Genomic DNA, 24,697 nt, shown 5'->3' with positions numbered 1-24,697 from the left:
GATCCATGCACATCGAAAAAATACAACTCAAACATGCTCTGCACTTTTCTAATATCCAGCTCGATTTTGATCTGCAAAAATCACCTGTGACTTTAATTCTGGGTGATCAGGGTTCGGGTAAAACCACCTTGCTGCGCTTAAGTTATCAGGCTTTGACCTGGTTTTCTGCACGTTTTCGTGACTTGCGTACCGCAGGTTTAAGCATGTTGGATCAGGATATCCTGCAAAACCGCCTGCAATCCAAAATTGATATCCAGGTGCGTTTTCCTGATGATTTGGGATCATTGCCTGAATCAGCACAGGGAGAAGCAGCCCCTGCCCAATCCTGTTCCTGGCAGTTATATAAAACCTTAAATAGTCAGGGCATTGGCTTTGCCAAAGCGGAAACCCAGCAACTCGATGCCATGGTGAATCTCTATCAAAAGGCAAGACAACATGACCCTTTGCTCGGTCTGCCTATGGTCGCCTATTATCCGGCTGAACGCTTCGTCAATGAAATCAATATACTCAGCAAAAATAATCAGGCCATTTTTCAGACTGCGCATGCCTATGAAATTACCGCCATTCCCTTTACGACTTTTGCACGTTTCTTTGAATGGTTTCGTGAAATCAGTGATATCGAAAATGCACAAAGTGCCAAGATCATTGACCAGATTCTAGATCAGGCGCTACAGCAATCGGATGATATACAAGCAGATCAGCTGGTCCAGCAAATTGAAAAAGCTAAAGCACATATGCATACACCGAGCCTGACTGCCTTGCGTGAAGCTTTATCCATTGTACTACCAGAACTTAGCCAGATTTATCTAGACTACCAGCCCAAGCTGCAATTGATGGTGCGTTATCAGGATCACACCTTTAGCTTTCAGCAGTTGTCGAGCAGTATCCGGAACTGGATTGCACTGGTGGGAGATGTTGTACGGCGCCTTTGTCTGCTTAATCCGCACAGCTTATTTCCCTGTCAGGAAGGTACTGGCATTTTACTGATTGATGAAATTGATCATCAACTGGATCAGGACATGGCCGCCGTCATTTTACCGCGTCTGCATCAGGCGTTTCCTAACTTGCAGATTATTGTGACTGGAAACCGGCCGGAATTGCTGGAGCAGGCTCAGGATTTTCAGTGTCTAAAACTGGAAAATAAACAGGTGCATCCCATCCATCTAAATCCAATGCAGGTTCAGTATGATCATTTTTATGCAGAGTTGCCGCTTGAGATGAGCCAAAATCATTCAGATATAGAAAAAGTTGAAGATGCACTTCAGGAACCAGAAATAGTCAACTTGACGGCTCAGTCTGTTTTGCAACTGATTCAGGAACAGCTAAGCACAGAACAGCAGCAAGAACTTTTACAACTGTTGAGTCAGGATAATTCACAAAGCCTGCCTCAATCTTCTTAACTAGTGCTGAAACGATAATGCAATTTAAAAATTAAAATCAGGATGCAAGAATAGGTTTTGATTTTCTGCATTCCTGATCAAGAAGTTATAAATTTTTATCAATAAATGCAGGGAGTTTGATCTTTATTTTCGGTCAAATTTGTACGAGATGTTCAAGCATGCACCCCATATCAAAACCAAGCTTACGTATAATCTACAAGTTCTACATAAAAACATTGATGTTGTGGTTATCCTGTAATATGATCGGTTTTACTTGCAATTTTCGTTGTAAAATCGGAATTTGCTATCGTTTATAAGTTGCGCAATACAACTGTTTTATTCTGTTTGAATATCATTCTGGCTTTCAAGATCGAGAAGTTTTGGGTCGCTCTTTGCGGTCCTGTAATCCTTGAAAGATAAAGATTCACCCTAGGTTGACCTTAACCTATATCACGACAATGGATACGAGTGTGCTGCCAATTATTATATTGTTACCGTTAGTATTAGGCACAACCCTTGTCTCGTGGCTGAAGCAATTTTCACGCGGGGTAACGGCTTTAGGAGCAATTGCCGTCAGCCTCAGCAGTTTCTTATTACTGTTGAGTCAGGCGCCTGCTGTATTTAATGGAACGGTAATTACCCAGACCTGGTCCTGGCTACCCCAGCTTGGAATCGACTTCAGTTTCCGGCTGGATGCTTTGGGCATGCTGTTTGCTCTGCTGATTAGTGGAATTGGTACCCTGATTTATATCTATGCCTATTACTATCTCAGTCCTAAAAACTCCCTGAGTAAACTCTATTTCCTGCTGATGCTGTTTATGGCAGCGATGCTCGGTATTTCATTGTCTAATAATCTTCTGATTCTCCTGATTTTCTGGGAACTCACCAGTATTTCTTCCTTCCTGCTAGTTGGTTACTGGAGCAATTACGAAGCGGCCCAACGCGGCTCACGCATGGCTCTAACCATTACCGGCATGGGCGGCTTATCTATGCTGGGTGGTTTTATTCTGCTCGGACAGATGACGGGTACCTATCAGATTGACCAGATCCTGATGATGGGCGAACAGATTCAGGCACATGCCCTATTTGTACCGACATTATTATTAATTTTACTCGGTGCTTTTACCAAAAGTGCGCAGTTCCCGTTTCACTTCTGGTTACCAAATGCCATGGCAGCACCGACGCCGGTGTCTGCCTATCTGCACTCTGCCACCATGGTCAAAGCGGGCCTGTTTTTAGTCGCACGTTTATTGCCGATTTTTGCAGGCGCGGCACTGTTCCATAATATTGTTACTTTTATCGGGTTATTTACCCTGTGTGTGGCAGCGTTCTTTGCCATCTTTAAAGAAGATCTGAAAGGTCTGTTGGCCTATTCAACTATTAGCCACTTGGGCCTGATCATGTGTTTGCTGGGTATTGGCTCACCACTGGCCGTGGCAGCAGCAATTTTCCATATCATTAACCATGCAACCTTTAAAGCTGCCCTATTCATGATTGCCGGGATCATTGACCATGAATCCGGTACTCGTGATCTGCGAAAATTGTCTGGTCTTTGGCAAATGCTGCCTTTTACCGCAACACTGACCATGATCACCGCCGCCTCCATGGCTGGTATTCCATTAACCAATGGTTTCTTGTCCAAGGAAATGTTCTTTACCGAACTGGTCGCAAACTTAAGTGGCCCAGTCATGGTCGGTGCTGCTATTGCAGGAACACTGGCCGGGATTTTCGCTGTCGCCTATTCGATTCGCCTGGTACATGGCGTGTTTTTTGATGGTCCGTTAGGCCAGCAAGTCCCAAATAAAGCTGCGCATGAGCCGCCATTTGGTATGCGTGCACCGGCTATCTTACTGGCTTTTCTGTGTATTGCAGTTGGTCTGCTACCAGGATTACTGGTCGAAAAGATTGTAAATAGCACCACACAAGCGTCAACCCAGAATTTCGCCTTTGAAGGAACTCACCTCGCCCTCTGGCACGGTATTAATCTGCCTTTGGTGATGAGTATCATCGCGATATTCGGCGGTGCAATTTTCTATTTTGCACTGGCCAAAGGCGGTGCGATCCGGGAAATTGATCTGGATCCAAAACTGGGCAAACTGCAAGGCCGTGTACTGTTTGATCTGTTCCTGAAAAATCTGTTACTGAATTCAAGACGTTTCCGCCGTGCGACTGAAAATGGCAAATTGCAAAGTTATATTTTGTGGACGGTGCTGTTTACCATTGGTCTGGTGGGCTATCCACTCGTCGTCAATGGGATCGACACCGGTAGCCGCGAACTGACCCATGCACCAGTTCTGGCCATCGTTCTATGGTTACTGCTGTTCTCAGCCTGCTGGATGATGCTGTGGTTCCATCATGAACGGATTAAAGCCATCCTGATCAGCGGTGCGGTCGGTCTGGTCGTCACCATGGTTTTCATTGGTTTCTCGGCACCCGATCTGGCTTTGACCCAGATTACAGTCGATGTAGTAACAACTGTTCTGCTACTGATGAGCCTGTCACTCCTGCCACAATTAACGCCTTATGAATCCAGCCCGACCCGACGCTGGCGAGATGCAGTGATTGCGGTCTGCGGGGGTCTAGGAATTGCAACGGTTGCTTGGCTAGTTATGACACGTGACCATAATTCAATTTCCTGGTTCTTCATCCAACAATCGATTCCGCTTGGTGGCGGTACAAACGTCGTCAACGTAATTCTGGTCGATTTCCGTGGTTTCGATACCTTCGGCGAGATTACCGTACTTGGGATTGCTGCCATTGGGGTACTGAGTCTAATGGACGGTATGCGTGCTCATGGCACCACTATTACCCAAGGCCTGACTTACCGTTTTAACCCCTCCCCTTTGATGCTACGAATTACTGCATCATGGATTTTACCGGTAGCACTGGTGGTGAGTCTGTATATCTTTATGCGCGGCCATAATCTTCCGGGTGGCGGTTTTATTGCCGGTCTGGTCACCTCATTGGCCTTGATCATTCAATACGTTGCCATTGGTCAGGATCATGCAGAAAAAATGCTGGGAGCTAAATCTGGACGTCTCTATGAAATCTGGATTGGTATCGGTCTGACTATTGCAGGCCTGACTGGCATCGTAGCCTGGTTCTGGTCACGTCCTTTCCTGACCAGTGCCCATATTTATGTTCATCCACCATTACTTGGCGATATGCATCTGGCTTCTGCCGCGCTATTTGATGTCGGTGTCTATGTCACCGTAGTCGGGGCGACCATGCTGATGATTTCCGTTCTGGGTGACTCCCGTCACTCAAGTATGACTGGCCCAGTACCAAGAGGATAATAGAATGATTAGTTTAGAACTTTTATTAGCCTCAGCAATTGGCCTACTCACTGCCACCGGGATCTATCTGATTCTGCGGGCACGTACCTTTCCGGTGGTCCTCGGACTGGCCATGATTGGTTATGCAGTGAACCTGTTTTTATTTGCCATGGGCCGTATTCAGATGAATTCACCTGCAGTACTCACCGAAGCCACGCAGGTCACCGATCCTTTACCTCAGGCCTTGGTTTTAACCGCAATTGTAATCGGTTTTGCCACCACCGCCTTTATTGTACAGCTGGCCTTACGTAGCCGTTATGAATCAGGAACAGATCACGTTGATTCCAAAGAAGAGATACCGCAACATGACCCACGTGAGGATGAGCCGTAATGACTGATCTTCTCAACTTCTTGAATCAACACACCCCTATTTTCAGTATTCTTTTACCGGCTTTTACTGCCTTTATTCTAGTACTGTTGGGTAACCCGGGTTCCGGTTCTCTGATTACCGACTGGCGTCAGCCGTGGCGTCGTGGTGTGAGTCATATTTCGACCCTATTGGGTCTGATTATGGCGATTGGCTACCTGATCAATAGCAGCCAAGGGCAAATTAATGTCTACACTTTAAGTGAATGGGCTGCCCCTTTTGGTATTGTGCTGGTCCTGGACCAGCTCTCTGCCTTGATGCTGGTACTGACCTATACACTCGCTTTGCCAATCGTTTGGTATGCCAGCAAAGAATGGGATATTCGCGGGCGCTATTTCCACGCCATGGTCCATTTTCTATTAATGGGGCTTAGTGGTGCCTTTCTGACCGGTGACTTGTTTAACCTGTTCGTGTTCTTCGAGATCCTGTTAATGGCATCCTATGTTCTACTTTTGCATGGGCAAGGCAAGGCACGCTTCCAGCTCGGTGTACATTATGTGGCTATTAACCTGCTCGCTTCTGCCATGTTCCTGATCGGGCTCGGCATGATTTATGGCAGTGTCGGCAGTCTGAATATGGCTGATGTTGCCCGCCTAATGCCAACTTTGGCAGGAGATGAGCATAAGCTGGCCGTTGCAGGCGGACTGATGCTATTTGTGGTGTTCGGGATCAAGGCAGCCATGTTACCGGTAGGCCTGTGGCTTCCTAAAACGTATGCTGTGGCAACTACTCCGGTGGCTGCCCTGTTTACCATCATGACCAAAGTCGGGATCTACGCGATTATCCGGGTCAATGGTACTGTATTTGATGATGAATACAGTCATCAGATCCTGATGAACTGTCTGCTGGTCATTGGGGTGATTACTTCACTGTATGGCGCATTTGGTGCCATTGGGACTGAACGTTTACGCCGTTTCGTCGGCTTTATGATTCTGTCTTCGGTCGGCACCATTCTGATTGCGATTGCCATGAACAGCACTCAGGCTTGGGCAGGTGCGTTGTACTATATGGTACACAGTACCCTGATTGGCGCAGCCTTTTATATCCTGTGTGGCTGGATTACTTCACAACGCGGTGAATTTAAAGATCACTTTAAAATTGCCCCACAGATGAAACAGAATAAGCTGGTTTCTATTGTGTATTTCATCATTGCCTTGATGATGGCCGGCTTGCCACCTTTCAGTGGCTTCTTCGGTAAAGTGTTTATCCTGCAAGCTTCAGGACAGTCTGAACATCAAATGCTGATTATCTTTACGGTTCTACTGGTCAGCTTACTAAGTATTCTGGCTTTTACCCGGGTCGGTTTTATTCTGTTCTGGCGTTCAAGCCGACCAGAACAGGATGAAAATTCTGAAGAATTCAGCAAATATGAATCCTTGCCCAGCAAGGCACCAGCACGGAATGACCGGGTTATTTATCTATTATTGCTCAGTCTGACAGCCTATGTTGTTTTTGCTGCACCGATTTATCAATATAATTATCAGACCGCAGCACAGATTAAAACCAATCCGATTTATGAAGCAGCACTGTTAAAACGTGATGCTGAAGGCAAGTTCATCAGTGTTCAGCCATTTGATCCGGGTTATTTACCAGAAACCAAATACGGTGGTGAAACGCCTGATCCAAATGCGCACCTGATTCCTTATGTCATTTCAGAAAATACCTTAAATGGCGATCATATTTCTGAATTTAAACAGCGTCAGATTGATAAGCAGTATATTGAACAGAACAAATACGACGACAATCAACTTAAACCGGCGGAGGGACTTTAATGGCTGAATCATTACTTCAACGCTGGTTCCCACATCCTTTCGTTTCGGTCATTGTGGCGATGAGCTGGATCATGCTGGCCCATAATATGGAAGCCGGCACACTCCTTATGTCAATATTTCTGGCGATCTTGATTCCGAGAATGGTCGCTCCTTTTATTGATTACACACCGAATATCCGGTGGGTGCCGGCGATACGCTTATTCTGGGTCGTTGTTTGGGACATCATTGTCGCCAATATTAAAGTTGCGATTCTGGTTCTGGGACCGACTAAAAATCTGCACCCCAAATGGTTCCGGGTACCGCTAGATACCGAGCATGAAGAAGTAAATACTTTACTGGCAATGATTATTACCACGACACCAGGTACAGTCTCTGCGGGGATTGATCAGGACCGGGGCGATATTCTGGTGCATGCCTTAAGTACGGATGATGAAGAGGCTGAAATTGAAACCATCAAACAGCGCTATGAACAACCATTGATTAAAATTTTTAGCGCACAATCAGGAGCTGAAGCATGACCATTCTGCCTTATGCATTGCTGATTTGTCTGGGTGCTGTCACGATCTCCATGTTGCTGTGTCTGATCCGACTGGTTATGGGCCCTTCCATCGTTGACCGTCTGCTGGCACTGGACACCCTATTTTTAAATGCAACCTGTCTGGTGGTGATTCTGGGAATCTACTGGAGCAGCACTTTCATGTTTGAAGGTGCCTTACTGGTGGCCATGCTGGGCTTTGTTTCTACCGCTGCCCTTGCCCGCTATTTCACCACTGGCCATGTCATCGACTAGGAGTTTTTAAATGCCTTTAATTTTAGAAATACTAGTTTCGATTTTTTTATTGATTGGCGCGTTTTTTATGCTGGTGGGTGGCATTGGGATGATACGTCTACCCGACCTTTTTATGCGTCTGCATGCACCGACTAAATCCAGTACCTTAGGCCTGGGAAGCTTTCTGATCGCTTCTATTATTTTTTCGGCTATCTATGGTCGTTTAGGTTTTGCTGAAGTACTGATTACCCTGTTTGCCTTCATTACTGCACCGGTATCTGCCAACCTGATGGCGCAAGCGGCCTTGCATTTACGTTTGCGCTCGATGAGTGGTGAAGTGCCAGAAACACTGGAACGTCCATTGCCTTGGCAGAAAACCCGCCGTCGTGCATTTTATGAAAAGAAAATGAATGACCAGGATTCAAAGTAATAGTTAGCCAGTTCTACTTAAAAGTTCAACAATAAAAAAGCCACCCTAAGGTGGCTTTTTTATTGCGCTTTATAAAAGCTTATTCTTCATCTTTCTTGTCTTCAGCAGGAGGTAAATCCTTCACTGCTTCAGCAATCAGACCAAACATATAGTTACCATATGCATTGGTTTTGTCGTAATGGAAACGTAGACGAGGTGTAATACGTGTCTTGATCCGACGGCTCAGTTCATGGCGCAGGAACCCAGATGCCTTATTCAGGACATCGAGTGTTTCTTTATTTGCGGCTTCACTTTGCTCATCACCAAGTTCACGACCCATTACTGTGACATAAACTTCAGCATATCCTAAGTCTGGGCTCACCTTCACGGCTGAGATGGTCACCAGACCACCCAGACGTGGATCTTTCAGCTCCTGACGGATCAGTTCGGACAACTCGCGTTGTACCGTATCCGCCATACGCTTCAGACGTTGACTACCCGCCATTAAAGACTCCGTTTAATCAATTGCACATCATACACTTCGATCTTGTCGAGAGGTTTGATGTCTTTATAGCCTTTCACCGCAAGACCACATTCCATACCGGCACGAACTTCTTCCACCACTTCTTTATAGCGACGAAGAGATTCTAGCTCGCCTTGGAAGATCACCACGTCATCACGTAATACGCGAATCGGTTTGTTACGGTGTAATACGCCTTCAAGCACCATACAGCCTGCTGCAGCACCGAATTTGCTTGAGTGGAACACTTCACGCACTTGAGCAACACCCAAGATGGTTTCACGGTGTTCAGGAGCAAGCTTACCGCTCATCGCTGCTTTCACGTCATCAATCAATTGATAGATCACTGAGTAGTAACGAATGTCGATACTGTCTGCATCTGCTTTCTGACGTGCAGTATTGTCGGCACGTACGTTAAAGCCAAGAAGAACCGCTTCTGAAGATTCAGCCAGTGTCACGTCAGATTCAGTGATCGCACCGACACCCGAACCGATGATACGTACTTTTACTTCATCCGTTGAAAGCTCAGCCAATGCAACATGCAGTGCTTCCAATGTACCGCGTACATCAGTTTTCAATACCACATTGACGATTGGCACATCTTTTTTGCCCATAGACGCCATGATGTTTTCAAGACGCATTGCAGATTGACGTTCAAGACGTTTTTGACGTTCACGATCCATACGCGCATCGGCAACTTCACGTGCTTTCTTCTCGTCATTCACAACAAGAACTTCGTCACCTGCCATCGGTGCTTCTGGAAGACCCAGAATTTCGACTGGAATCGAAGGACCTGCAGACTTGATACGCTTACCGTTTTCATCGGTCATGGCACGAACGCGGCCATAAGATGAACCAGCAAGTACCAGGTCACCCACTTTCAGCGTACCGTTTTGTACAAGAATAGAAGTCACTGCACCGCGGCCTTTATCCACACGCGCTTCAATCACAACACCTTGTGCCGCACCTTCTTCAGACGCTTTCAATTCAAGCAATTCAGACTGAATTAAAATCAGGTCAAGAAGTTCATCAATACCGGCACCAGTATGTGCAGATACTTTCGCTACAGGAACGTCGCCGCCCCATTCTTCAGGTACGATTTCTTTGGTGGTCAATTCGTTCAATACACGATCTGGATCAGCTGAGTCTTTATCCATCTTGTTGATTGCAACAATGATCGGTGTACCCGCTGCACGTGCGTGATCGATTGCTTCTGCAGTTTGTGGCATCACGCCATCATCTGCTGCAACAACCAGAACTACGATATCAGTCGCTTTGGCACCACGTGAACGCATTGCAGTAAACGCTGCGTGTCCCGGAGTATCAAGGAATGTGATAATACCTTTATCCGTGGTTACATGGTAAGCACCGATATGCTGGGTAATACCCCCTGCTTCGCCTTGCGCCACTTTGGCACGACGGATACGGTCAAGAAGCGATGTTTTACCATGGTCAACGTGACCCATGATCGTAACAACTGGCGCACGAGTAGTTTGCGCACCACGTGCTTCTTCAGCCTGTTCAAGCAGGTTATCTTCGACTGCAGTTTCAGAAACCAGTACCGGGTTATGGCCCATTTCTTCAACCACAAGTGCCGCGATTTCCTGATCGATTGCCTGGTTTTGAGTAACCAGTTCACCCATTTTCATCAGTGACTTGATGACTTCACGAACCTTAACTGCCATTTTCGCAGCCAGGTCAGCAACGACAATCGTTTCACCGATTTCAACGTCATAAACCTGTTTTTTCACTGGTTTTTCAAAACCATGCTTGTTCGCTTGGCTAGATTTCAAACCGCGTTTGTGTGAGTTATCACGGAAAGACTGCTCTTCACCACGACGACCACCTTTCTTCGGTGAACGTGTATTTGAAGTGTTAGTACCACGTTTAATTTCGCGGTCTTCTTTCGCAAATGAGTCTTCATATGCCTGGCCAACCAGACCAGCAGCAAGTGGAGAATCATCAATCACACGAATGGTTGCAGTGGTATCTTCAGAAGAATACTTCGATGCCATCTTGCGCATTTGCTCAAGGGTACGTTGTTGTGCTTCTTCAGCTGCCTTACGACGTGCTGCTTCTTCAGCTGCTTTTAATTGAGCGGCTTGAGCTTCACGCGCTTTTTTCTGTTCTGCTGTTTCAACTTGTTTAACCGCTGCTTTCACAATCGGCTTGTTAGTTGATTTGCGTTTTACCACAACAGCTGCTTTAGGTGTTTCCTGTTTCTCAGTTTCTTGTTTCTGAGCTGCACGCATTGCTTCTAGGGCTTTGCTTGCATTGTTTGTACCTGATTTAGGTGCATCAGCAGGTTTTTTAGCTGGTGCTGGCTTCTGTTCAGCTTCTGCTTTCGCTTGCTGTTCAGCTTGAGCCTTCGCTAAAGCTTCTGCTTTAATTTGTTCCGGGTCTGGCTTAACGAATGTATGTTTCTTGCGAACTTCTACATTAATCGTTTTCGCCTTACCTGAAGTACTTGCCACTTTAGCAGTACTGGTCGTTTTACGTTTCAACGTGATTTGTCCTGCATGGCCATCTGAACCTTGTGTCTTTTTCACATGATTCATTAAGCGATCTTGTTGTTCGGTGGTAATAATATCGTCAGCTTTACGCTGTGGTAAACCTGCCTCACGAACCTGCTCTAGGAGCTTATCAACATGGCGACCCACGCTGAGTGCTAACTCTTTAATCGACTTGTCCGTCATATACTACCTCCTAGTTAAACCATGATTCGCGCGCTTTCATAATAAGTTGACCGGCCTTCTCAGCACCGAGACCTTCGATATCTTCGATATCATCAGTCGCTTGGTCAGCTAAGTCATCTACGGTTACCACACCACGAGCTGCAAGAGCTTGCGCGATCTCTGCTGTCATGCCTTCCATTGCAACAAGTTCTTCACTTGGCGCTTGTACGTTTTCTTGCTGTTGTAATGCATCAGCAAGTGCAATTTCTTTCGCACGGCTTTGCAGTAGTTCAACCAGTTCCGCATCCAGTTCAATTTCATCAAACGTTTCTGGCGGTACGTAAGCAATTTCTTCAAGCGAGGTGAAGCCCATTTCTACCAACGCCATCGCCAAATCTTCAGCAATATCCAGACGTGTAACAAACATGTCCAGATATTTTTGTGCTTCGCTTTGCTGACGTGCGTAGTACTCTTCTTCCAGCATCATGTCCAGCTTATAGCCAGTCAGTTCAGATGCCAGACGAACGTTTTGACCTTGTGAACCAATTGCGCGAGCTAGCTGATCACTAGTCGCGAAAATGATGTCTGCAGTACGTGCATCTTCATCGATGACAATACTAGATACATCTGCTGGTTCTAATGCACTTGCGATATATTGCGCAGGATCATCCGACCAAACCACCACATCAATACGCTCGCCATTGAGCTCTTGCTGTACAGCCTGGATACGTGTACCACGCATACCAATACAAGCACCCACCGGGTCAATACGGTGGTCGTTGGTTTTCACTGCAATTTTAGCACGAACACCCGGTTGACGAGCTGCGGCCTTAATTTCAATGATTTCTTCAGAAATTTCAGGAATTTCTTTTTTCATCAATGCAATCAGCATTTCCGGTTTAGCACGTGACAACAACAATTGTGCACCACGGCCTTCACGGTTAACGCTATATAGAATCGCATTTACGCGTTGTTTCGGACGAAGGATTTCCTTCGGAATCATCTCTTCACGTGCCAGATACGCTTCTGCGTTGTCACCCAAGTCAATGATAAAACCATCTTTGGTTTGTTTTTTCACTTCACCATAGATCAGCTCACCGACTTTAGATTCATAAGCATCAGCAACCAGTGCACGTTCTGCTTCACGGATCTTCTGTACAATCACCTGTTTCGCGATCTGGGCAGCAATACGACCGAAATCGATTGATTCTACTTCCAGTTCACGGATATCGCCAATCGACCATTGTGCCGGATCAACATCAGAGATCGCATCCTGACAGGCAGGCATTTCATGATCTTCATCAGCCACTACTTCCCATTGACGGAAAGTACGATAATCACCAGTTTTACGGTCAATTTCTACACGAAGACGAGCTTCTTCCGAGTGAGTCCCCTCGTAGAATTTCTTCTTAGTCGCTGCAACCAAAGCTTGTTCTAGCGCTTCAAAAATTGCTTCACGACTTACACCTTTTTCGTTACTAACCGTTTCAACGACGGTAAGAATTTCACGTGCCATAAGTCACCTATTCGTTCAGATTCTTATTAATTGAATTAATCTTGATAGACCAAGTTTGCTTTATCGATATTGTGACTGTCGATATCCAAAATCTGTTGCTTTTCTACTTCAACTTGAATCATTTCATTTTCAAGGTCGACTGCAACCAGTTTTGCCTGGAATTTACGACGGTTATCGACGGCACTGATCAAACGCAGCGCAACCGTTTGTCCGATATAATGAGCCATCTGCTCCAGCTGGAAGAATGGACGATCCCAACCTGGTGAAGACACTTCAAGCGAATATTCACCTGAGATTGGATCATGTACATCCAGGATCGCGCCGACTTGCTGTGTGACACGTACACAGTCCTGAACCCCAATACCACGACCCTGCTCTTCTTCGCCATCTTCATTGACAACAGGTGCTGCATTTTCATCGACCGGTTTGTCGATATAGATCCGTAATAATGAACGTTTGCCTTGTGGCAGGAATTCAATCCCCCACAGATTTACATCACAGGCTTCAACTGCTGGTGCAATCAAGTCCTGAAGTGCTTGAGTTTTATTTGATAGCTTCATTTACTCTCGTCATCTGGTGCGATTTTATGATCTATTTGACCACTACAAACCAATACAAACTATAGTAGTAGTGAAACATGGAGATTTGACCAAATATTGTCGACACTACACGATAGCCAATAAAAAAGGGCGTAAATCGCCCCAATTAATGCACAATTTGAACTTTTTTCAAATCCCACTGTGCAAAAAGGCCCACCATAGTTGTGAGCCTCTTTTAAGAAACTTGGTAGCGGGAGCTGGATTTGAACCAACGACCTTCGGGTTATGAGCCCGACGAGCTACCAGACTGCTCCATCCCGCATCAACGTGCAAAAATTATATACAAAAGATGCGAACTTTTCAATCACAACCACATCATTCTGCATATTTGTTATCTGTTACTGAAAAATTGGTAGCGGGAGCTGGATTTGAACCAACGACCTTCGGGTTATGAGCCCGACGAGCTACCAGACTGCTCCATCCCGCATCAGCATACAAATAACATTCAGCTTAATATTTTACACTAAACTGCCTTTAAAGTTTGCAGCTTTAAAGGATTGGTAGCGGGGGCTGGATTTGAACCAACGACCTTCGGGTTATGAGCCCGACGAGCTACCAGACTGCTCCACCCCGCAACAACATGCAAATAATTCTTCTCAACTTAAATCAGATTTAAGCTGCCTTTTAAAAGTTTGCGTCTTTAAAAAAGGATTGATTGGTAGCGGGAGCTGGATTTGAACCAACGACCTTCGGGTTATGAGCCCGACGAGCTACCAGACTGCTCCATCCCGCATCAACAGAAGTTTTTTTAGCTGGATACACCAACTTATATTCTGGATTATAAGTTGGTGCGGAAGGGGGGACTTGAACCCCCACGCCCGAAAGCACTACCACCTCAAGGTAGCGTGTCTACCAATTCCACCACCACCGCAGCTGTGACGCATTCTAGTCGCATCACTGAAAAAAAGAAAGGTTTAATTAAAATTATTCGGTCGTTTGTGGTGCAGTTGGTGAAGTTTCAACCGGTTGCGCAGGCGCAGTTGGTGCTGATTGAATTGACGATAAACTGTACGCATTCGTGGTTTGTTTCTTGGCAAGAATCGCCAAAGTAATACTGGTCACAAAGAACAATGCGGTAAAAACTGCCGTCAAACGGGTCATGAAATTACCCGAACCTGAGGCACCAAAGATCGTTGCCGCACCGCCGCCGCCAAATGATGCACCTGCATCCGCACCTTTACCATGCTGAACTAAAATCAAGACAATCATCAAAATCGCTAAGATAATATGTACTACCAGCACAAAAGTTTGCATGCTGAACTCCTAATTATTGTGTATTTGCAAATGCTTGAGCAATTTGATGGAACGACTCAGCATTGAGTGATGCACCACCCACCAATGCCCCGTTAATGTCAGGGCAGGCTGCTAACTCTACTGCATTTTCCGGTTTTACACTACCACCATATAAAATCGCCATAGTCGCAGCATAACCTGTAATCTGGCTCAAACCCTGACGGATCTGGGCATGCATGGCCTGCGCATCTTCTGGAGAAGCTGTTTTACCGGTACCAATGGCCCAGATTGGCTCATAAGCAATCACAATATTTTTCCACTGTTCATCTTCTACCACAGTCGCGATATCGCAAATCTGTTGGAGAACCACCGCTTCTGCCTGCCCTGCTTCACGCTGTTCCAGACTTTCGCCCACACAGTAAATTACGGTTAAACCGGCATTTAAGGCATTCTTGATTTTAGTATTTAAAATCTGTGAACTTTCAGCAAAAATTTCACGACGTTCAGAGTGCCCAATCAATACATAGTGAATCTGGCTATCAGCCAATAATTCAGCACTCACTTCCCCAGTATAAGCGCCTGTCCCTGAAATACGTGATACATCTTGTGCTACGGTATATACAGGACGATTAGCTGAAGCAAATGCAGTTTGAATTTGAGTTAAGGCAAGGGTTGTCGGCGCCACACCCAAATGACATTTCTCTGTTGAAACTGGTGCAGACTCAAGCAAGTCTTTTAAATTCTGAACCAAAGCTTGGGCATCTGCCTGCATTGGATTCATTTTCCAGTTGCCCACCACCCAAGGGGTAATCGTCGAAACCGACATAAATAACCTATTTCACTGACATATCTTGAATTGGGCACATTCTACACGGAATTGTAAAATTTAAAGAATAGTTTTATTCATCCTATTTCTCAGTTTAGACTATTCAAAATGGTTATTTTTTGTTATCACTGAAAAAAATGCCCGGTTCTTCCGACCAGATCAAGCTTTTACTGAATATCACGAAGATTGCAGCATTCTCAGCTATGGTATTTTTGTATAACAAACGTATAATTTTAGAATAGCAAATTAAAAAAATTGAATTGATAGGCATTTGAAGCATGACAGCATTGCAGGGGTCACCAAGATTTACGGGGTTTATTCGTCGCCTGGTCGATGAAGGGGTATTATCAGCTGAAGATATGCGGACTGCTTTAGCCAATGCCAAACAGGAAAAAACAGATATCGTGGCCTATTTGGTCAGTCATCATAATCTTTCCCCTACTACCATTGCTGAAACGATCTCAGTAGAATTTGGTGAGCCTCTATTTGATATTGGTGCTTATGATCCGGGACAAATCCTGCGTGAAGATATTGATGAAAAGCTGATCACCAAGCATCGAATTCTGCCAATTTATAAAAACGCCAATATTCTTTATGTCGCCACGAGCAATCCGACCAATATCGAAGCAACGGATGCCATCCGCTTTGCAACCAAACTGAATATTGAAACTGTTATTGTTGAACACAATAAACTCGAGAAACTGATCGAGCAAAACTTTACTGAAGAAAGTACTTTTGATTTTGATGATGATTTCGATCTGGATGTTGATGTCGACACAGCCGATCCAACGAAAGAAGAAGATGAAAAAGACAAGGGTGAAGAAGCCCCGATTGTTAAATATATTAATAAATTACTGATTGATGCTATTCGTATGGGGGCATCAGATTTACATTTTGAACCTTATGAAAAAATGTATCGGGTACGCTATCGTGTCGATGGCGTTTTACGTCAGATTGCAACACCGCCGCTACAACTAGCAAACCGTTTGGCGTCACGTTTAAAAGTTATGTCGCAGATGGACATTTCTGAGAAACGTGTTCCTCAAGACGGTCGTATTAAATTAAAGCTCTCAAAAAACAAAGCTATCGACTTCCGTGTTAACTCGCTCCCTACCCTGTTTGGCGAAAAACTGGTTCTACGTATTTTAGATCCGTCTAGTGCCATGCTGGGAATTGATGCTTTAGGTTATGAACCTGAGCAGAAAGAGTTATTCATGGAAGCCTTAGATAAACCGCAAGGGATGTTACTGATTACGGGTCCTACCGGTTCCGGTAAAACAGTATCCCTTTATACGGGCTTAAACATTTTAAACCGTGAAGATACCAATATTTCTACTGCGGAAGACCCAGTCGAGATTAACCTGCAAGGGATTAATCAGGTGAACGTCAATAATAAAGTTGGCCTGACGTTTGCAGCTGCTTTAAAATCCTTTCTGCGTCAGGATCCTGATATTGTCATGGTCGGTGAGATCCGTGATCTGGAAACAGCTGAAATTGCAATCAAAGCAGCGCAAACAGGTCATATGGTGATGTCAACTCTGCACACCAACAGTGCTCCGGAAACTTTGACCCGTTTACGTAATATGGGCGTACCTTCTTTCAATATCGCGACTTCAGTCAATCTGGTGATTGCGCAGCGTCTGGCCCGTCGCTTGTGTTCACAATGTAAAAAACCGGCTGACATTCCAAAGCAAAGCTTACTGGAGATGGGCTTTACCGAAGCAGATTTACAAAGCCCTGAATTTCAGATTTATGAGCCAGTCGGCTGTAATGAATGTCGTGAAGGTTATAAGGGCCGGGTCGGTATTTATGAAGTTATGAAGGTAACACCTGAGATTTCAAGAATTATTATGGAAGATGGCAATGCCATTGAAATTGCTGAAGCTTCCGCACGTGCAGGATTTAACAATTTACGCCGATCAGGGTTAGTGAAGGTTATGCAGGGGGTGACTTCTTTACAGGAAGTCAATCGTGTAACCAGCGAATGATCGTGCTGAATATAAAATAAGGATAAAGCTATGGCAGCAGTAAAAAAAGGCCAGATGACACCGATCTTCAGTTATGAAGGGGTTGATCGCAAAGGCGCCAAGATCAAGGGGGAATTGCCGGCACGAAATATGGCCTTGGCAAAAGTGAACTTGCGCAAACAAGGCATTACGATCAAAACCATCCGGGAAAAGAAAAAAAATATTCTCGAAGGTTTGATGAAGAAAAAAGTTTCTACACTGGATATCACTATCTTCACCCGTCAGCTCGCCACTATGATGAAAGCTGGGGTACCGTTAGTTCAGGGCTTTGAAATTGTTGCGGAAGGTTTGGAAAATCCTTCTATGCGCGAGGTTGTGCTTGGAATTAAAGGTGAAGTCGAAGGCGGGAATACTTTTGCCGGAGCATTACGAAAATACCCACAATATTTTGACAACCTATTCTGTTCTTTAGTTGAATCTGGCGAACAATCTGGTGCTCTGGAAACCATGCTGGATCGTGTCGCGATTTATAAAGAAAAAAGTGAGCTGTTAAAGCAAAAAATTAAAAAAGCCATGAAATACCCAGCCACAGTAATTGTAGTAGCTGTGATCGTCACAATTATCCTGATGGTGAAAGTAGTTCCTGTATTCCAGGACTTATTCTCTTCATTCGGTGCAGACTTACCTGCATTTACTAAAATGGTAGTCAATATGTCCGAATGGATGCAAAAATATTGGTTCCTTTTGATTATTGGAATTGGCGTAGTGATTACTGCTTTCCTTGAAGCGAAAAAGCGTAGCAAAAAATTCCGTGATTTACTGGATAAGGCCGCGCTCAAAGCACCCATCTTTGGTGATCTGGTCTATAAAGCGATCATTGCCCGTTATAGCCGCACTCTCGCCACCACTTTTGCTGCCGGTGTGCCATTAATTGATGCGCTTGAATCGACTGCTGGTGCGACCAATAACGTAGTCTATGAAGAGGCAGTATTAAGAATCAAGGAAGACGTAGCAACCGGTCAACAGCTCCAATTTGCCATGCGTGTCACCGATAAATTCCCTTCTATGGCCGTACAGATGGTCGCAATTGGTGAAGAATCTGGTGCATTGGATGCCATGCTGGATAAAGTTGCAACCCATTATGAAAACGAAGTCGACAATGCGGTCGACGGTTTAACCTCGATGATGGAACCCTTGATTATGGCAATTCTCGGTGTCCTTGTCGGTGGCCTGGTGGTGGCCATGTATCTTCCAATCTTCCAAATGGGCTCCGTGGTTTAATGCAAGATTTTATTTCATATTTCAGTCAAAACCCAACTGCGCTTTATCTCGCAGTTGGGCTTTTTAGTCTCTGTATTGGTAGCTTTTTAAACGTTGTCATTTACCGTACCCCTAAAATGATGGAACAGGAATGGCGTACAGATTGCCAGCTGTTCTTGCATCCAGATCAGCCCATTATTGATGAAAGCAAAATTACTTTAAGCAAACCAGTTTCCACCTGCCCGAAATGTCAGACTCCTATTCGCTGGTATCAGAATATTCCGGTGATTAGCTGGATCTTATTACGTGGTAAATGTGGTAACTGTCAAAATCCTATCAGTATCCGCTATCCATTTATTGAACTTCTCACAGCTGCTTGTGCGCTGATAGTAGTGGCAGTATTTGGGCCTACCATACAGATGCTGTTTGGTCTGGTTTTTACCTATGTCCTGATTGCCCTCACCTTTATTGATTTCGATACCCAGTTATTACCCGATCGCTATACCCTGCCGCTGGCTGCACTCGGCCTGGGCATTAATAGTTATGCGATTTATACTACCCCTGATTCTGCCATCTGGGGCTATATCATTGGCTTCTTGTGCTTATGGGTGGTGTACTATCTGTTTAAGCTGGTGACCGGCAAGGAAGGTATGGGCTATGGAGATTTCAAATTACTAGCTGCCTTAGGTGCCTGGATGGGGCCTATGCTCCTACCACTCATTGTATTATTGTCATCATTGGTGGGCGCGATTATTGGGATTATCCTGCTTAAAGTCCGTAAAGAAAATCAGCCCTTTGCCTTTGGCCCTTATATTGCCATTGCCGGCTGGATTGCCTTTTTATGGGGTGAGCAGATCATGAAAATCTATTTAGGTCAGTAAAGTGAAATTTGTACTCGGTTTAACTGGTGGAATTGGTAGTGGCAAGTCTGCTGCCAGCCAATGGTTTGAAGCTCAAGGGATTGCTGTCGTAGATGCGGATATTGTCGCCCGTGAAGTCGTTGATATCGGTCAACCAACCCTACAGCAGATTCAGCAAGCTTTCGGCGATTGGGTTTTGCTTGAGGATGGTTCATTGAATCGCCGTGCTTTACGTGAACATATTTTCCAGTCTCCTGAAGCACGCAAAACGCTGGAAAATATCACTCACCCTGCTATTCGCACTTCAATTATTCAACAGTTGCATGCAGCACAAAGTCCTTATGCGATTTTAGTTTCTCCTTTATTGTTTGAAACAAATCAGCATGAACTGACACAACATACGTTATTAATTGATGCTGCTATTGAACTGCAAATTCAACGGGCTTCACAGCGTGATGGACAAAATGTGGAGCAAATTCAGAAGATCATTGCCGCACAAATGCCACGTGAACAAAAGTGTGCTATGGCTAATGATATTGTACTGAATGATGGTGAGCTGGAACATCTTTATGCCCATCTCACGCCATTACATGAAAAATATCTTCAAATGGCTGCTCAAAATAATTAATCCAAACCTATTTAAAACTAAAATAAAAAGCAGCCTTGTTAGGACTGCTTTTTTTGTTCTTCCAGTTTTTGACTCAAGCTATCTTGATGCATCAACCAACGCCAAGGCTGTATGGCACCAATTGCCATACCTACTAAACCAGAGACAATCGCGAGACTTAGAGGTTCATCTAGAAGCGGCACAGCCAGTATGGCAGCAATAAATGGTGCGAGAGTCACGATACTACCCGCTTTAAATGCACCTAAACGCTTAATCGCTTCCACATAAGTTAGTGTCGCTACAATCACCACAAAAACACCGTGAAAGAGTACCTGGGAAGCCATTTGCCAAGGTTCAGCAGCATCCAGATGTTTGGGGAAGAATAGCAGATAAATTGGCACATAAACGATGGCTGACCAGATCGCTACACTGGCCATAGAATGCCAGGCAGATAGCTTCCATTGACGTAGCAGTACAGTGAATACACCCCACCACATTGCACTGATGAAAAATAGCAGATCGCCTAATCCCAAGGCCACACCGGACTCTCGGAACATCAGCCAACTCATACTGCCAATCGCAAGCAGCATAATCGCCATACTGATCCAAGTATGTCGGTCAAATCCCTGTTTAAATAACACAAAAGCAGCCACTGCGGTACAAAGTGGAATACAGCCATTTAGAAATACGGCAGCATGAGCTGCAGGTGCATAATGGAAAGCAGTATAAGCAGTCAGGCAATACCCTACCCCGCCAATCATGGCTAAGAGAAAGGATTCCTTACTCCACAAAAAGGCTGTGTCCTTTTTATAAATCAGGACTGGCATCAGAATCAGAAAAGCCAATAGAAAACGTAATCCCACCAGATCCCAGGCACTAATCCCCCACTGGGCACTTAAGCGCGTGCTTAAGGTAAAACCTCCCCAAATACACATGGTAATTAAGACAAAGGCATAACCTTGCGTTCGGGGAGACATAGACTTCTTCTTTAACAGTATTTAGGTAAATAATAAAAAGGACTTAAGCTTGACGCTGACGACAGGCTTCATAAAGAGCCATCCCTGTTGCCACGCTCACATTCAGACTTTGCAGATTTCCTGCCATCGGAATATAAACCGTCTGATCACATTGGCTTTGGGTAATTGGACGCAAACCGGTATCTTCCGCACCCATCACCACGCATACACCTGTACCAGTAAAATCAAATTTCTGGATAGGTAAAGCTTTTTCATCCAGCATCGTACCAACCACACGTACATTAAATTCATCTTTGATTTGACCCAAAGTACGCGCCAGATTGGTCACCTGAATAAACTTCACTTTTTCTGCACCACCCGCTGCCACTTTACGTGCAGTTGGCGTCAGGCTTGCTGAACGGTCACGCGGCACAATCACAGCCGCTACACCCATCGCTGCGGCAGTACGAATACAAGCACCCAGGTTATGTGGATCAGTTACCTGATCGAGTGCTAATAGAAGTATTTGAGAATCTTGCTTCAATAGATCTTCCAGATCCTTTTCATTTAAGGTTGGATGCGGACGAACTGCCGCCACAACGCCTTGGTGAAAAGGCAAACCTGCCAGTTTTTCTAACTTGTCACGACTAGCCTGCTGGACACTAATGCCAAAAGGCTCAGCCAGTTCCAGCACACGTTTCAGGCGCTGATCATCACGGCCTTTCAGGGTAAAAAGAGTCAAGACACGTTCAGGCTCAAGCTCCAGCAGTGATTCTACTGAATGGACGCCATAATAATACTCAGGTTTAGCCATGAACGACCTCGAAAATAAATTGGGAAATAGGCAGCAAAAGAAAAATCCTGCAAAGCCAACTTCACAGGATTCTGTATTAAGCTTAGTTTAACCGATTCAGAACAAAATTTCTTGATCGGTTACAGCTCATCTGTAGGTCTGTTTAGCCTTCAAAATGGCAAACATAGTCCAGCACATCATCAGTTTCAATTTTGAAACGGCTATTGCCTGGCACATAGAAAGACTGACCAGCACGGAACAGTTCTTTTTCTTCGCTGTCAGCGATTTGCACACGGCATTCACCTGAAATGATTTCCATACGCTCAGGCACATGTGTTTCAAAAGTTAATGCATTTTCTGAAGGTAAAATTACCCCTAAGGTTTTTTTAGTGCCATCTTCAAATTGCACCACATGGCTGATGCATAACCCGCCAAAATACACATTCGATTTTTTAAGTACTGATACATGATCAAACTGAGCTGACATGCCATTTCTCCAGATAAAGCATTTTGTAATATTTTGATTGCTGTAGTTTAAATGTGCACCCGCAACTAATCAATCGAAGTTTATCGGACTTGAATGAAATTATTGGGTGCCCCTGCTTGCCTTGATTCCAGCCTGTTTGAATGATTTCGGCAGATCCTGGAAAATGCCGTGATTTTTCCCGCCATTTATAAGCAAAATATATTCCGACCTGATTTAATTTAAATTTCAAGCATGTCAGAAAAATGAAAATATCTTTTGTAACTTCAGTGGCCTGATCTTGGTTCCTGTGACACAACATTCAAATAAGCGTGTATTAATCCCTGAAATTTAAGATAGAATGAAATCGATTTATCCTGATTTATAATAACAGCCGCGTTGCTAGACTGAAGCAACTGACATGCTATTTCATTCAAACTTTTCGCAGCCCGGATGCGTTTATGCTGACACATTTAACTCTGATCAATTTTGCTTTGGCCGAGCATCTTGCTATTGATATTGATAAAGGTTTTAACGTTCTTACTGGTGAAACCGGTGCAGGTAAATCCCTGTTACTGGATGCTCTGTCTGCCTGTCTGGGGGAGCGAACCGATACCAATTATGTGCGTTATGGCACCGAAAAAGCGGATGTAACAGCAACCTTTAGTTATCAGGAAGACAGCCCTGAAGCGAGCTGGTTAAAAGAGCATGAACTGGATGATGAGTCGGGGGAGATTCATTTACGCCGGGTGATCTTTGCCACTGGCCGCAGTAAGGCCTGGATCAATGGTCGTCCCAGTAGTCTGTCTGAACTGAAAGAAATTGGCCGACTACTGGTTCAGCTTTATAGCCAGCATAGTCAGCAGCAACTTCTAGAACCACCTTATCCCAAACACTGGCTGGATCGCTATAGCAATTTTTATGCACCAGCTCAGGAAGTACGTGACGCTTATAGCACCTGGCATAAAAATATTCGCCAGCATCAGGCCGCGCTGGATGCACAAGCAACCCGTAAGCAACGTATGGAAACTCTGGAGCTGCAACTTGAAGAACTGGAAGAAGTCGTCCAGACGGATTATCAGGAAATTGAGCAGGAATTTGACCGCCTTTCACATCATGAAGCCATCATGCAGGATTGTGTCTATAGCCTGAATGGCCTGGATGAAGGTGAACAGAATATTTCGCAGGAACTGGCTTCAATTTTACGCCGTATGGAATCGCATGCCGGTCGTAGCGAGCAGCTTTCCCAGATTTATACCTCTTTACTGAATGCCCAAAGCGAACTCGAAGATGCGACGGCGACCTTACGCCAGTTTATGGATCGGCAAAGCTTTGATCCGGAACGTATGGAAGAACTGAATTCCAAACTGGAAGTGTTTCACCGTTTAGCACGCAAATACCGCACCCAGCCAGAATTGCTGAAAGAAGAATATGAGGCCTGGCAGACTGAACTTGAACAATTGCATCAGCTAGAAGACCCAGAAACTCTGGCTGAACAGGTCGAGGTCTCTTATCAGGAGTTTCTAAGCAAAGCTCAACATCTGGACCAGATTCGCCGTGATGCAGCCGAACCGCTGGCGAAAAAACTGACCGAACAGGTGAAACAGCTTGCCCTACCTGAAGCGCATTTTGAATTTAAATTTGAGCCTTTGGAACATCCATCAAGTGAAGGTTTGAGTTTTATTCAGCTTCTGTTTACTGCCAACAAGGGCATACCAGCACAACCTCTGGCACGCGTGGCTTCAGGCGGTGAATTATCCCGTATCGCCTTGGTGATGCAGGTGATGAATGCAGAAAAAACCGAAGCTGAAGTATTGGTCTTTGATGAAATCGACGTCGGGATCAGTGGCGGAACTGCGGAAATCGTGGGTCGCTTATTGGCTGATCTGGCACAGCATGTACAAATTCTTTGTATTACCCATCAGGCGCAGGTGGCTGCACAGTCCGACCAGCATTTATTAGTGAAAAAACGCCAGACTGATCCGGCCAGCAGTACCATTATTAATTTGGAAGAAAGTGAAATTGTACAGGAACTTGCACGTATGACGGGTGGCGTGGAAATTAATGAAACCACCTTGCAGCATGCACGTCAGTTAAGACAGTTAAAGTTTCAGCAAGCATGAATTATGCTTAATAAAAAATCCCTGACTAGTGCAGGGATTTTTTATGAACAGCTTTTAGTTTAAAACAACTTATAAAAAATTAATAAAAAATAAAGCACTCCGCTTTAAATATAAAATTTAATATTTTCTTCTATTTAGGGCGTGTTGACACTTTTAGCTTAAAAAAATAGCGAAGTAGTAAAATCAAATCACCAAACCCAATTTTACTATTCGCTATGCCTCGTACCATGCTGACAGATCAACACTGGCAAAAGTTGAAAGTTATTCT

The 24,697-nt window shown here is 44.8% G+C and carries 21 protein-coding genes and 5 tRNA genes; 12 read left to right on the top strand and 14 right to left on the bottom strand.

Annotated features, from left to right (window positions below):
- The first annotated feature begins 5 nt into the window (after positions 1 to 5).
- The 7 genes from FTV12_RS05875 (at position 6) to FTV12_RS05845 (ending at position 8,052) form a co-directional block, all read left to right on the top strand.
- A complete protein-coding gene (locus FTV12_RS05875) occupies positions 6 to 1,400 on the top strand; it encodes an AAA family ATPase (protein ID WP_180033715.1) in 1,395 nt (464 codons plus the stop codon).
- A gap of 437 nt (positions 1,401 to 1,837) precedes the next feature.
- The gene (locus FTV12_RS05870; RefSeq protein WP_180033713.1) at positions 1,838 to 4,675 is read left to right on the top strand and encodes a monovalent cation/H+ antiporter subunit A; all 2,838 of its coding nucleotides are present in this window, start codon (positions 1,838 to 1,840) and stop codon (positions 4,673 to 4,675) included.
- A 4-nt stretch (positions 4,676 to 4,679) separates the two neighbouring features.
- Positions 4,680 to 5,045 (top strand): Na+/H+ antiporter subunit C, encoded by a 366-nt coding sequence (locus tag FTV12_RS05865; protein ID WP_004787185.1) that lies wholly within the window; start codon positions 4,680 to 4,682, stop codon positions 5,043 to 5,045.
- A complete protein-coding gene (locus FTV12_RS05860; protein ID WP_180033711.1) occupies positions 5,045 to 6,853 on the top strand; it encodes a monovalent cation/H+ antiporter subunit D in 1,809 nt (602 codons plus the stop codon). The genes FTV12_RS05865 and FTV12_RS05860 overlap by 1 nt, the downstream gene beginning before the upstream one ends.
- The gene (locus FTV12_RS05855; protein WP_180033710.1) at positions 6,853 to 7,371 is read left to right on the top strand and encodes a Na+/H+ antiporter subunit E; all 519 of its coding nucleotides are present in this window, start codon (positions 6,853 to 6,855) and stop codon (positions 7,369 to 7,371) included. The genes FTV12_RS05860 and FTV12_RS05855 overlap by 1 nt, the downstream gene beginning before the upstream one ends.
- A complete protein-coding gene (locus FTV12_RS05850) occupies positions 7,368 to 7,643 on the top strand; it encodes a monovalent cation/H+ antiporter subunit F (protein WP_004787192.1) in 276 nt (91 codons plus the stop codon). Before FTV12_RS05855 ends, FTV12_RS05850 begins: the two co-directional genes overlap by 4 nt.
- A 10-nt stretch (positions 7,644 to 7,653) precedes the next feature.
- On the top strand, positions 7,654 to 8,052 hold the full coding sequence (locus FTV12_RS05845) for a Na+/H+ antiporter subunit G (RefSeq protein WP_005233541.1): 399 nt from the start codon (positions 7,654 to 7,656) through the stop codon (positions 8,050 to 8,052).
- A 79-nt stretch (positions 8,053 to 8,131) separates the two neighbouring features.
- On the opposite strand, the gene FTV12_RS05840 is transcribed toward FTV12_RS05845, so the two are convergent.
- From FTV12_RS05840 to tpiA, 11 genes are all read right to left on the bottom strand, one after another.
- Positions 8,132 to 8,536, bottom strand: coding sequence for a ribosome-binding factor A (locus tag FTV12_RS05840; protein ID WP_004810065.1), 405 nt, complete (start codon positions 8,534 to 8,536; stop codon positions 8,132 to 8,134).
- Positions 8,536 to 11,247, bottom strand: a complete 2,712-nt coding sequence (infB, locus tag FTV12_RS05835; protein WP_159122710.1) for a translation initiation factor IF-2 — start codon at positions 11,245 to 11,247, stop codon at positions 8,536 to 8,538. Before infB ends, FTV12_RS05840 begins: the two co-directional genes overlap by 1 nt.
- Before the next feature lie 10 nt (positions 11,248 to 11,257).
- Positions 11,258 to 12,742 (bottom strand): transcription termination factor NusA, encoded by a 1,485-nt coding sequence (gene nusA, locus FTV12_RS05830; protein ID WP_004787201.1) that lies wholly within the window; start codon positions 12,740 to 12,742, stop codon positions 11,258 to 11,260.
- A 35-nt stretch (positions 12,743 to 12,777) separates the two neighbouring features.
- Positions 12,778 to 13,302 carry a ribosome maturation factor RimP gene (gene rimP / locus FTV12_RS05825; RefSeq protein WP_179992192.1) on the bottom strand — a complete coding sequence of 175 codons (525 nt, stop codon included), beginning with the start codon at positions 13,300 to 13,302 and terminating at the stop codon, positions 12,778 to 12,780.
- A gap of 224 nt (positions 13,303 to 13,526) precedes the next feature.
- Positions 13,527 to 13,603 (bottom strand) — tRNA-Met (locus FTV12_RS05820).
- Positions 13,604 to 13,691: 88 nt separating this feature from the next.
- Positions 13,692 to 13,768 (bottom strand) — tRNA-Met (locus FTV12_RS05815).
- 71 nt (positions 13,769 to 13,839) lie between these two features.
- A tRNA-Met gene (locus FTV12_RS05810) sits at positions 13,840 to 13,916 on the bottom strand.
- 81 nt (positions 13,917 to 13,997) lie between these two features.
- Positions 13,998 to 14,074 (bottom strand) — tRNA-Met (locus tag FTV12_RS05805).
- Between the two features lie 53 nt (positions 14,075 to 14,127).
- Positions 14,128 to 14,212: transfer RNA gene (locus FTV12_RS05800), tRNA-Leu, on the bottom strand.
- A 53-nt stretch (positions 14,213 to 14,265) separates the two neighbouring features.
- The gene (gene secG, locus FTV12_RS05795) at positions 14,266 to 14,595 is read right to left on the bottom strand and encodes a preprotein translocase subunit SecG (protein ID WP_159122712.1); all 330 of its coding nucleotides are present in this window, start codon (positions 14,593 to 14,595) and stop codon (positions 14,266 to 14,268) included.
- A gap of 13 nt (positions 14,596 to 14,608) precedes the next feature.
- Entirely contained in the window at positions 14,609 to 15,400 is a 792-nt protein-coding gene (tpiA, locus tag FTV12_RS05790) for a triose-phosphate isomerase (protein WP_180033709.1), read from the bottom strand.
- Positions 15,401 to 15,678: 278 nt separating this feature from the next.
- Here tpiA and pilB point away from each other — a divergent pair, with 278 nt between their 5' ends.
- From pilB to coaE, 4 genes are read left to right on the top strand one after another with little or no spacing between them, the layout of a single operon-like run.
- Positions 15,679 to 17,388, top strand: coding sequence for a type IV-A pilus assembly ATPase PilB (gene pilB / locus FTV12_RS05785; RefSeq protein ID WP_180016612.1), 1,710 nt, complete (start codon positions 15,679 to 15,681; stop codon positions 17,386 to 17,388).
- Between the two features lie 30 nt (positions 17,389 to 17,418).
- On the top strand, positions 17,419 to 18,648 hold the full coding sequence (locus FTV12_RS05780) for a type II secretion system F family protein (protein ID WP_180033708.1): 1,230 nt from the start codon (positions 17,419 to 17,421) through the stop codon (positions 18,646 to 18,648).
- A complete protein-coding gene (locus FTV12_RS05775) occupies positions 18,648 to 19,508 on the top strand; it encodes an A24 family peptidase (RefSeq protein ID WP_180033706.1) in 861 nt (286 codons plus the stop codon). The genes FTV12_RS05780 and FTV12_RS05775 overlap by 1 nt, the downstream gene beginning before the upstream one ends.
- A 1-nt stretch (position 19,509) precedes the next feature.
- Positions 19,510 to 20,115, top strand: coding sequence for a dephospho-CoA kinase (gene coaE, locus FTV12_RS05770; RefSeq protein WP_180033704.1), 606 nt, complete (start codon positions 19,510 to 19,512; stop codon positions 20,113 to 20,115).
- 38 nt (positions 20,116 to 20,153) lie between these two features.
- On the opposite strand, the gene FTV12_RS05765 is transcribed toward coaE, so the two are convergent.
- From FTV12_RS05765 to FTV12_RS05755, 3 genes are all read right to left on the bottom strand, one after another.
- Positions 20,154 to 21,071, bottom strand: coding sequence for a DMT family transporter (locus FTV12_RS05765; RefSeq protein WP_180033702.1), 918 nt, complete (start codon positions 21,069 to 21,071; stop codon positions 20,154 to 20,156).
- A gap of 43 nt (positions 21,072 to 21,114) precedes the next feature.
- Entirely contained in the window at positions 21,115 to 21,864 is a 750-nt protein-coding gene (gene rlmB, locus FTV12_RS05760; protein ID WP_180033700.1) for a 23S rRNA (guanosine(2251)-2'-O)-methyltransferase RlmB, read from the bottom strand.
- Positions 21,865 to 22,006: 142 nt separating this feature from the next.
- The gene (locus FTV12_RS05755) at positions 22,007 to 22,330 is read right to left on the bottom strand and encodes a pyrimidine/purine nucleoside phosphorylase (protein WP_004787221.1); all 324 of its coding nucleotides are present in this window, start codon (positions 22,328 to 22,330) and stop codon (positions 22,007 to 22,009) included.
- 437 nt (positions 22,331 to 22,767) lie between these two features.
- On the opposite strand from FTV12_RS05755, the gene recN reads away from it, so the two are divergent.
- Entirely contained in the window at positions 22,768 to 24,429 is a 1,662-nt protein-coding gene (gene recN, locus FTV12_RS05750) for a DNA repair protein RecN (RefSeq protein WP_180002783.1), read from the top strand.
- The last annotated feature ends 268 nt before the right edge of the window (positions 24,430 to 24,697 follow it).

It is taken from the genome of Acinetobacter sp. YH12233 (genome assembly GCF_013417725.1).
Classification (GTDB): domain Bacteria; phylum Pseudomonadota; class Gammaproteobacteria; order Pseudomonadales; family Moraxellaceae; genus Acinetobacter.
This window is presented reverse-complemented; position numbering and strand designations above follow the sequence as displayed.